Here is a 9,610-nt window from a genome sequence, read left to right as displayed (position 1 = left end):
TCAGATCCCATCTGTACGGAAGACCGCAGGGGTAGGATCCTCATTTCCTTCGGACCTAATCGTAAGCCATCCGGGGTACATAACCCCTTCGAACTCTGACGGCCCGAGACGACCGAGCGAGTTGAACGCCCGGTCAGTCACATCGTCTGTTGCATTACCATCCGAGTACCCTAATACACTTAAGGGCGTCGGATCGGGGTCGCCGCCGGAAACCGCATCCGGCGGGCGATTGGTCCGATTTATCGGTACGCCACTGGAGCATATAAGGGCGTCGGTCGAGACCGGCGCCGAATGCCCCGTGTACAGGGTGGATGTGTCAGCCTCCGTGCCGGGAAACGGCCGGAGGGGACGCGGCGACTTGCGCCACGTCGTTCGCATTCAATACGAGGACCGGGTTCGTACATAAGGCCGTCGTCTCGAGCCCGGCGTGGTCTGCGTTGATCAGTGTCGAAGATGCTGGACAGTCCCATAGCCCTCGGTCCAATACCGCTCACACAACGTGGTCTCGAGCAGCCGTTACTCGAGGGGCCGCCAGTAGAGGAGCAAGACTGTCAGGACGAACGCGATCGTCGAGAGTTCGTACGCCTGCGCGTAGATACCCGCTACGAGTGTCGTGGATGTCCCGGCGCCGACGAACGCCGAGGCGATGATCGGCCAGGTGCAACTGATACAGGCGAAGAGTCCGAGGATCCCCGGGGCGGCCGCGTTCGCGGCGTCGAGAACGGTGACGTAGACGAGGTACGCAAGCGTCAGATAGCCGATAAGCGCGTAGGGAGTAATCGAGAGGGCGAGCGTGGGACTGACGTAGAACAGCGCTGGACCGTACCCTGGCGGCAGGGTCACTGCGAGATCGAATCCCTGCATCTGTTCAAAATATTGGAGATGGTGTTCCGGGTGGTCGAACAGAGGGAGCCAGCCGTATAGTCCGCCGAAGAACCCAAGAATTGCGAAGTAGCCGATGGCGATCGACCCGGCGAGGGCGTGTTGTCGGCGGTCCGCCGTTGGGATATCGGTTTGCCAGAAGACCCAGAGGCTGAGGTTGATCCAGACGAACGGATAGACGTGGAAGAGCCCGATTTGAGCGTTACTGGCGGCTGCGTACGTCACAACGAGCACCGTCTGAAAGACCAGGACGGTCAGCCACGTGGCAACCGTAATCGGCGTCGGCCGTGGAATCGTGATCGATCGGCCGGCGACGGAGACCGACATCACGGCTCGTCGACCTCCGGGTGACCGTCGACCGACCATCTGATAATGCGGTCGCGACCGCGCATGCGTATCACGTTGACCGTCGAGCGTAAGTATACTACTGTCTCGAGTCGGCCGTTCGAATCGAGTCGTTCGATCGATAGAATTTAGCCCTTGAGGCCGTAGAGACACCGATACGGGCACTATGAACCAGTCAGGATTCGTCAAGCTCGCGGTGATCGGGTTCGGGTTCGTCATCGCGAGTTTCTTCGTTCGAGGCTTCGGACAGTTGGTGATCGGGCGGCCCACCGCAGAGCTCTTCCAGGCACCGATTCTCCTCGTCGGATTCGGGATCCTCGTCTGTCTCTTCGTGCGGGCGACGCTGGACGCCGTCGGCATCTGGGAAGTCGAACGCACCGACGCGTAAGGAAACCGTTTTTCGGTCGCCATCCGAACGCGTATACATGAGTATCGACGTTCGGGCAGTCGCCGATCTCGGACCGGACGATCGCGCTGCCTTTTTCGAGCGTGATGCAGGTATCGAAGCTGTCACGGACGACGTCGGCGAGATCGTCGACCGGGTTCGCGAGGAGGGCGACGTTGCCGTCCGCGAGTACAGCGAGGAGTTCGACGGCGTCTCGGTCGGCAATCTCGAGATCACCGACGACTGCGAACGAGCACTCGAGGAGATCGACGACGAGTTACGCGAGGCGATCGAGACCGCTATCGCAAACGTCAGGGCGTTTCACGAGGCGCAGCTACCCGAGGACTGGCGGCGGGAGTTCGACGACGGTCGGGAGCTCGGCCGGCGATTCCGACCGATCGATCGGGTCGGCGTCTACGTTCCCGGTGGGTCAGCGGCCTATCCCTCGAGTGCGATCATGGGGATCGTGCCGGCCGTCGTCGCCGGGGTCGGGCACGTCGCGGTCGTCACGCCGCCGGCCGACGAGCTCAATCCGGCGACGCTCGCGGCGATCGACCTCGCGGGCGCGGACGCGGTCTACAGCGTCGGCGGTGCGCAGGCGATCGCGGGACTGGCCTACGGGACGGAGACGATCACGCGCGTCCAGAAGATTGTCGGGCCTGGGAACAAGTGGGTGACCGCAGCCAAGGCGGTAGTTCGCGGTGATGTCGAGATCGACTTCCTCGCGGGCCCGAGCGAAATCGTCGTCGTCGCCGACGAAACGGCCGATCCGGACCTCGTCGCCGCGGACGTAATCGCACAGGCCGAACACGATCCGAACGCGCCGGTCGTCGCGATCACGGACGACGAGGCGACTGCGGAGGCCATCGCCGAGGCCGTCGAGAATCAAGCGGGCGCGCGCGAGCGCGAGGACGTGATTCGGGCGGCCTTGGAGAACGACGCCAGCGCCGTCCTCCACGCACGATCGATGAGCGAGGCGATTCTCTTTACGGAGGCGTACGCGCCCGAACACCTCACGATCGTAGCCGACGACGACGAATCGATCTTGGATCGTATCGACAGCGCCGGCAGCGTCTTCCTCGGGCCGAACACGCCCGTCGCCGCAGGTGACTATGCAAGCGGGACGAACCACGTGCTCCCGACCAACGGCGGTGCACGCGTGACCGGCGGGCTCGCGGTCGAGACCTTTCTGCGTTCGACGACGGTTCAGCGGCTCTCCGGGGACGGACTGGACGCCATCGGCGAAACGATCACGACGCTCGCGGAAGCGGAAGGACTCGAGGCCCACGCCGAGAGCGTACGACGACGACTCGTGGACGACTGATACGGATTGCTGTAACGATTTACCGGCGCAACCGCGACCCGGGCGGCGGTTGCGCCGGCAATGACTTACAGTAAACCGTATGAGACGGCCTATTGGTGCGTTTTACCGGGGTCGCTGGTCCAGTCGAGCGACCACCAGTAACGAATCACAGTAGATGGTATGACACCCGTCCCGTTCGAGTACCGGTATCCTGGGGGACGAAACCAGATGAGACTAGCGACCGGACGAGTTGGTGGCGTCACAGTTAACATCGTTGCGCCGGAATGGGGTGATATGAGCACGGAATCCGTGGACGGCGGGAACGCCGAGACGCGCCCCGAGATCGAAGTGACCGAAACGGCAGCCCAGCAGGCACTCTCGTTGCTTGAGAGAGAGGGCATGGACCCCGGAGAGTCCGGCCTACGGCTGTTCGTTCAACAAGGCGGGTGTGCGGGCCTGTCCTATGGAATGCGGTTCGACGATGCGCCCGACGAGGACGACACGATCTACGAGCACCACGAGCTGCGCGTCTTCGTCGACCCCGCGAGCCTGAAGTATATCGAAGGAAGCGTGCTGGACTACGAGTCCGGCCTCCAGGCCGAAGGGTTCCACGTCGAGAATCCAAACGTGGTGAGCGAATGTGGCTGTGGCGAATCGTTCCGCACGTAACCCGTTTTAACCGCCGGTATCCACGGTCGTGTTCGGAGTTAGTTGCTCGCGGAGTGACGACTCAAATGGGAGTAGCTGGAGGGACCTGCGGACAGTTGGTTCGTGAGCAGTGACCTCCCTCCGAGCCCGCACTCACGGATGTCTGTCTCAGGGAATCTGTTGTTCCCGTGTACCGGCGCGACCGAGGGGCAGGTGACGGTCGCGGCGATACTGTCGTACAGCAGACCGCCTCATACGGTTTACTGTAAGTCATTGCCGGCGCACCCGCGACCCGGGCGGCGGTTGCGCCGGTAAATCGTTACAGCAATCCGTATCAATCCTCGAGTTCGAAGGCGACGGTCACTTCCGCCTGATACTCGCGGTTTTCGACGCTGGCGATTTCGACGCCGAGTTCGTCGATTTCGATCCAGTAGACATTGTCGAGCGTGTCCTCGGCGCGATCGATAGCGTTGTCGGCCGCGTCGTCGAAACTCTCGGTACTCGTTCCGATCAGAGTGATCTTCTTGAAGACCATCGCCTGTCGAACTACGGTGCGAATCCCTATTAATGTGTGTCAGGAGAGCGCAGCCCTCAGCATTCGTGATCGATTCGGTGACGAATACGGTGAGACAGAAGCGCTCGGGCAACGAACTGAGGCGGCGTCGAACTGGCCGAGGCGTGAACGTTTTTGAGGGTGCCGATACCACGTTTCGAACATGCCTGGCGCTGACGATGCGATCGACGTGACCGAAATCGACGAATTGACGCCGCCAAACCGAACGCTGATGGGACCGGGTCCGAGCGACGTCCATCCTCGAGTGCTTCGGGCGATGAGCACGCCGCTGGTGGGCCATCTCGATCCGTCCTTCGTCGAGATCATGGACGAGGTCCAGGAGCTGTTGCGGTATACGTACCGAACGGACAACCAGTGGACGATCCCGGTGTCTGGCACCGGCTCCGCAGCGATGGAGGCGGCGATTGGGAACGTCGTCGAGCCGGGCGATACGATGCTCGTCCCGACGAACGGCTACTTCGGCGGCCGGATGGCCTCGATGGCCCGACGGGCCGGTGGGGAGGTCGTCGAGGTCGATGCGCCATGGGGTGAGCCCCTCGAGCCAGCCGATGTTTCCGATGCGCTTTCCAAACACGACCCTGACGTCTTCGGGTTCGTCCACGCGGAGACGAGTACGGGTGTCCTCCAGCCGTCGGTTCCGGAACTGACCGCGGCGGCTCACGACCACGACGCGCTGGTGATCGCCGACACCGTCACCTCGATCGGCGGGGTCGAACTCCGCGTCGACGACTGGGATATCGACGTTGCCTACGCGGGGCCACAGAAGTGTCTCTCCTGTCCGCCGGGTGCGAGCCCGCTCACCCTCTCGGACGAAGCCATGGAAAAAGTTCTCTCGCGAGACGAAGATCCACGGTCGTGGTACCTCGATCTCTCCTTGCTCGAGGGCTACTGGGGCGACGAGCGGGCCTACCATCACACCGCCCCAATCACGAACGTCTACGCGATCCGAGAGGCGCTGCGGCTGGTCGCCGAGGAGGGAATCGAAGAGCGCTGGAACCGCCACGAGCGGGTAGCTGGCGCGCTGAAAGCAGGTGTCAAGGAGATGGGCCTCGAGATGAACGCGCCCGACGAGTACTGGCTGCCGAGTCTGAACGCCGTCCGCGTGCCAGGCGGTATCGACGACGGCGAGGTCTGTTCGGCGCTGCTCGAGCGCTACGACCTCGAGATCGCAAGCGGTCTGGGCGATCTGGACGGCGAAATCTTCCGGATCGGTTGTATGGGCCACTCCGCGCGGCCGGCAAACGTCATCTACGTCGTGACGGCACTCGGTGATGTCTTGGAGTCGATGGGCGCAGACGTCGATCCGGGCGCCGGTGTGACGGCGACACGGCGTGCGCTCGAGGAGTGAGACGGTCTGTTATAAAAATTCGAGTTGGCGGCGATTCTGACTTCTATACTGATGCGCGTGGTCCTGGTGGGGCTCGTTCGACCTGATAGTCTTCCCCGTCGACGACGATAATCGCCCACTCGTAGCTGGGATCTTCCCGTTCGAGTCGTGTCTCGAGATCGTCGGCATCGTCGGCATCGGCGACGAAACAGTGGAACTGTCCCGACGACGATGTCGGCAACGATCCCTGCTCGAGAACGGTATTGACGTGGACGACTTTCCATGCTCGTTCCGCACGGAACGCCGGCCCGGTTCCTTCGACGGTGTATCCAAGCTCAGCGAAGATCGACCTGGCCTGCTCGACGAGACGCATGTTAACAGGACCCATTCACTACGATGTACGACCCCGTCCATGATAAGTGTTGCCACTGTGGCGATTGTTGTCTATGTCCGAGATATAAGCGACGTTATTCGTGGGCTGCGTCCCATTCGGTTGGCTTTCGGAAGTTTCCACACACGTTGCACTTGATTCGTCCCATCGAGTCCATCGCGTTATCGAGACTTTCGCAGTTCGTACAGAACCAGCCGTATCGGTGGTCCCGTTCTTGAGAGGCGTAGGTGACGAGAAACGGGCCCTTCGATCCTCTATCGCCGTCGGTCTCGGAGACGTAGACCGTCTCCCCATCTTCGATCGAAATCGATCGCATGCCGAGATCTAGCACTGGGATCGGTAAATGACTGTCTCTCCGAATCGGGAACGAGAGGGCTGCCAACGCCCCAGTATTGCGTGGTAATACCACACGAATTGAGGCAACTGAAACCTTTACCCGGACGCACCTCGTTCGCCTTGCTAATGGCGCTGGTCGTGGTTCCTGTTCGATATCCTCTGACGAAACACTCGCGACGCACCCTCGAGAAGGCGATTCAACTCGCCGACGAGCGGGATGCGACGCTGACGGTCTTGCACGTGAATCTCTATCAAAGCGGGAAAAATGTGACCCGGATCGATCTCAAGACTGCCGTCGAACGGGCGTTCGGATCGATCGAGAACGCACGCTACGTCGTTCGATCGGGGTTTTTGGTCGAGGAGAGTATTCTCGACGAGGTCGCAGCCGAAGACGCGGACGCGGTCGTTATCGGCGGCAAGCAGGCCAGTCGCCTCCGACGGCTCTTTCAGCGCTTTACCGACAATCCGGATATCGATCGCTATCTGCGAACGCACCTCGAGTGTGAGGTTATCACCGTCGAGAGCGCCCGCGCGTAGGTGAGCGTAACGCGGCTTGATACGGTCTGGCGTCTACGCGTTTCGAACGACGAACACTGGCACGGATGCGTTGTCGACGACGCGCTCGGAGACGCTGCCGAGTGAGGTGACTTTCTCTCGAGGGCTCTTTCCTTTCGTGCCGATGACGATCAGATCGATCTCGTTGTCCTCGGTGTACTCGAGAATCGTTTTGGCAGGCGTGCCGGTTTCGATCTCGCTGACGGTATCGAGACCGGCGTCGGTCGCCCGCTGTTCGACGTCCGCGAGGGCTGCCTCGCCGTCGGCTTCGAGCGACTGGGTGAGATCGGTCGCGCTATCCTCCGACGCTGCGGCGGTGATACGACTGTCGACGACGTATAGCCCGTGAATGGTCGCGTCGTTGTCCGTTGCGATCGGGAGCGCGTGTGCAAGCGTTTCGGGAACGGTTTCGCTTCCGTCGGTCGGGACGAGAATGTTGTCGTACATGCTATCTCGAGCGTTTGGTCGGAGTCCGTATAAATCACTGCGACACGGAACCCCGAACCACTTCGGCCCTTCATATTCGGCTCGCGTGTATCGCTACGTCACTCGTCGTCGCGGGCCGAGGGTTCGACACCCGGCTCGGCTGACGAGTGTGGAGACTGCCGGGCTGGTCGAGAGCCGTCGAGACCGAGGTGGGACACGCCGCTGGTGTCGTCGAAAACGTGGTGGCGATGCGGGTAGGCGAACTCGACATCGAGATCGCTGTAGCGGTCCCGTATAGCCGACTGTACCGCAGAACGGGCAAGCGCGCGCTTGTACGGCCGTTGGACCCAGAACCGAAGCTCGAGTATAATCCCGTTGTCGGCGTACTCCAAGACCGTACAGACGGGTGCCGCACCGTAGCGTGCGCTGCCGATGCGAATCGCGGGACCGCCGGAGATCACCGAATCGACGTTCCGGGCCGCTCGTTCGGCCGCGTCGCGGGCGGCATCGAGGTCGCTCTCGTAGGTGATTTCGAACTCGACGGAGAGGCGGGTTCGTTCGTCTTCCGCGGAGTAGTTGATGACATCTCGTTGCTGGATCTCGGAGTTCGGAATGACGATGAACGTGTTCTGGAGCGTGAAGATCTTGGTGTAGCGGATCGTGATATTCTCGACGAAACCCGTGTGGCCCTCGTCGGTGATCTCGATCATGTCGCCGATCTCGTAGGGGCGATCGGCGAGCACGAAGAAGCCGTTGATGAAACTGCCCACAAGCGGCGCGAGGACGACGGCGATAACCGCCGAGATGACGGTCACCGAGAGGAGGATTTCGGTACCGCTGACCCCGAGAATCCCGGCTGCGATCGCGCTGGCCAGCAGCAACACGGAGGCCCTGATCCCGCGGAGGACGGTTCGAGTGACGCTTGGGCGCTCGATCTTGCGCGCGACAGTGCGACCCAACACCCGGACGGCGAGTTTCGAGAGGAACCAGCCGATCAGCATTACGGCGATTGCGAGTCCGATCTGATATGGTTCGGGAAACGACGACGGAAGCCACCCCTGGACTTCGTCCGGGACGCCGTTCTCGCCTGCCGCGAGGAGGCCGCGCATGCAAACAGACTCAGTCCCATGGTGGTTAAGGGTTCTGACCGGTCCGTACGTGGCCGACAGCGGGATTCGAATCCCAAACCGAGTCACATCGTCGGCCGCTGTAGAGACGCCGCTCGAGTCGGGCGGTTGACTACTTAATTTCGAAAACAGGTGCTACTCGAAGCATAATAAATCATTTATCCATCGCCACCGTGATGGACAATATGGCACCAGACGAACTGCGCTCGACGGTCGAGCGTGTCGGGGATCGGTTCAACCTCGGGGAGTACGAGATCGACGCCTATCTTACTGTGTTAGAGCAAGGACAGCTCACCGCGAGCGAGATCGCCGACCGAACCGACATCCCACAGCCGCGCGTCTACGACACCGTCCGCAGCCTGAGTGACCGCGGATTGGTCGAACTGCGCGAGTCCCGTCCGATGAAAGTCGTCGCGATCGATCCCGACGAGGCCTTCGACGATGTCCAGACCTCGCTGGCCCAGATGGTCGACGAACTCGAGGCCCGCTATACGGCGCCCGCTCGAGACACGGAGGCCGTCTCGCTGGTCAAGTCCCGATCGACGATCCTGCGCTACGTCGAGGAGGTGATCGACGCCGCCGAGTTCGAACTCTCGCTGTCGTTGACGCCGGATCTGCTCGTTCGCTACGAGGAAGAGCTCGCAGCGGCCGTCGATGCCGGCGTCAGCGTCGACCTGATCGTCACGCCCGCGAGCGAAGCACCCGATCCGTCCGAGTTCGACTACCTCGAGGTTGCGACGACGGCGCGTGCCCGCCGTGGCATCACCACGCCGGTCGTCGCCGTCGCCGACGGTAACTACTCGGTCTATGCCACCCAGGACGCTCTCAGAGACGACCAGGACCGCTACGGCGTCATCTTCAACCGCTCGGCGCTTGGCTTCCTGGTATCGGGGTTCTTCGGGACCGTCCTCTGGACGACGGCCGAACGAACGCTCGGCGAGAACGGCGCCGGACGGTCCTACCCGCGCCGGTACGCCTCGATCAGGCGCTGCGTGAAAGATCTCATGGACGAGGGTGGCGAGTTCTACGCGACGATCGAGGGTCGCGACGTCGAAGTTGGCGGTTCTCGCGTCGTCAGTGGGCGGATCCTCGACGTCTCCTTCGAGGTCAGCGAAGAGGTCGCCTCGCTCACCCTCGAGACGACCGACGGCGACGAACTCTCGGTCGGTGGCCGCGTCGCCGCGCTCGAGGACATCGAGGCCCACGAGATACACATCGGACGCCACGAACCCCCGACACTCGAGGAGTAACCGGTCTGGTGTAACTCGTCACCGGGCCAATCCAGGACGGCTTGCGGTTGTTCCGGGAAAG

Annotated in this window: 12 protein-coding genes; 6 read left to right on the top strand and 6 right to left on the bottom strand. The window is 62.0% G+C overall.

Annotated elements, in window-relative coordinates; genetic code table 11:
- Positions 1-516 precede the first annotated feature (516 nt).
- Positions 517-1,209 (bottom strand): DUF7546 family protein, encoded by a 693-nt coding sequence (locus tag D8Y22_RS11130; protein WP_141464784.1) that lies wholly within the window; start codon positions 1,207-1,209, stop codon positions 517-519.
- A 184-nt stretch (positions 1,210-1,393) separates the two neighbouring features.
- Here D8Y22_RS11130 and D8Y22_RS11125 point away from each other — a divergent pair, with 184 nt between their 5' ends.
- The 3 genes from D8Y22_RS11125 (at position 1,394) to D8Y22_RS11115 (ending at position 3,584) form a co-directional block, all read left to right on the top strand.
- Positions 1,394-1,615: a hypothetical protein gene (locus D8Y22_RS11125; protein ID WP_141464783.1), complete on the top strand. Its 222-nt coding sequence runs from the start codon at positions 1,394-1,396 to the stop codon at positions 1,613-1,615.
- A 37-nt stretch (positions 1,616-1,652) separates the two neighbouring features.
- On the top strand, positions 1,653-2,936 hold the full coding sequence (gene hisD / locus D8Y22_RS11120; RefSeq protein WP_141464782.1) for a histidinol dehydrogenase: 1,284 nt from the start codon (positions 1,653-1,655) through the stop codon (positions 2,934-2,936).
- A gap of 273 nt (positions 2,937-3,209) precedes the next feature.
- Complete coding sequence (locus D8Y22_RS11115; protein ID WP_141464781.1) at positions 3,210-3,584, top strand: HesB/IscA family protein; 375 nt, start codon at positions 3,210-3,212, stop codon at positions 3,582-3,584.
- 313 nt (positions 3,585-3,897) lie between these two features.
- Here the strand turns inward: D8Y22_RS11115 and D8Y22_RS11110 are convergent, their stop codons facing one another.
- A complete protein-coding gene (locus D8Y22_RS11110) occupies positions 3,898-4,098 on the bottom strand; it encodes a dodecin (RefSeq protein ID WP_141464780.1) in 201 nt (66 codons plus the stop codon).
- A 181-nt stretch (positions 4,099-4,279) separates the two neighbouring features.
- Here D8Y22_RS11110 and D8Y22_RS11105 point away from each other — a divergent pair, with 181 nt between their 5' ends.
- Positions 4,280-5,485, top strand: a complete 1,206-nt coding sequence (locus D8Y22_RS11105; RefSeq protein WP_141464779.1) for a pyridoxal-phosphate-dependent aminotransferase family protein — start codon at positions 4,280-4,282, stop codon at positions 5,483-5,485.
- 43 nt (positions 5,486-5,528) lie between these two features.
- Here D8Y22_RS11105 and D8Y22_RS11100 read toward each other — a convergent pair whose 3' ends face one another.
- Positions 5,529-5,837, bottom strand: coding sequence for a DUF7116 family protein (locus tag D8Y22_RS11100; RefSeq protein WP_141464786.1), 309 nt, complete (start codon positions 5,835-5,837; stop codon positions 5,529-5,531).
- A 94-nt stretch (positions 5,838-5,931) separates the two neighbouring features.
- The gene (locus D8Y22_RS11095) at positions 5,932-6,171 is read right to left on the bottom strand and encodes a DUF5816 domain-containing protein (RefSeq protein WP_141464778.1); all 240 of its coding nucleotides are present in this window, start codon (positions 6,169-6,171) and stop codon (positions 5,932-5,934) included.
- Positions 6,172-6,317: 146 nt separating this feature from the next.
- Here D8Y22_RS11095 and D8Y22_RS11090 point away from each other — a divergent pair, with 146 nt between their 5' ends.
- Positions 6,318-6,728 (top strand): universal stress protein, encoded by a 411-nt coding sequence (locus D8Y22_RS11090; protein ID WP_141464777.1) that lies wholly within the window; start codon positions 6,318-6,320, stop codon positions 6,726-6,728.
- A gap of 33 nt (positions 6,729-6,761) precedes the next feature.
- On the opposite strand, the gene D8Y22_RS11085 is transcribed toward D8Y22_RS11090, so the two are convergent.
- Positions 6,762-7,193, bottom strand: coding sequence for a universal stress protein (locus D8Y22_RS11085; protein ID WP_141464776.1), 432 nt, complete (start codon positions 7,191-7,193; stop codon positions 6,762-6,764).
- Positions 7,194-7,291: 98 nt separating this feature from the next.
- Positions 7,292-8,281: a mechanosensitive ion channel family protein gene (locus D8Y22_RS11080; RefSeq protein ID WP_141464775.1), complete on the bottom strand. Its 990-nt coding sequence runs from the start codon at positions 8,279-8,281 to the stop codon at positions 7,292-7,294.
- Positions 8,282-8,484: 203 nt separating this feature from the next.
- Between D8Y22_RS11080 and trmB the strand changes: the two genes are divergently transcribed.
- A complete protein-coding gene (trmB, locus tag D8Y22_RS11075; RefSeq protein WP_141464774.1) occupies positions 8,485-9,549 on the top strand; it encodes an HTH-type sugar sensing transcriptional regulator TrmB in 1,065 nt (354 codons plus the stop codon).
- Positions 9,550-9,610 lie beyond the last annotated feature (61 nt).

The organism is Salinadaptatus halalkaliphilus (genome assembly GCF_006543045.1).
GTDB lineage: Archaea > Halobacteriota > Halobacteria > Halobacteriales > Natrialbaceae > Salinadaptatus > Salinadaptatus halalkaliphilus.
Note: the sequence above shows the minus strand (reverse complement) of the source record. Positions and strands in the feature narration are given on the sequence as shown.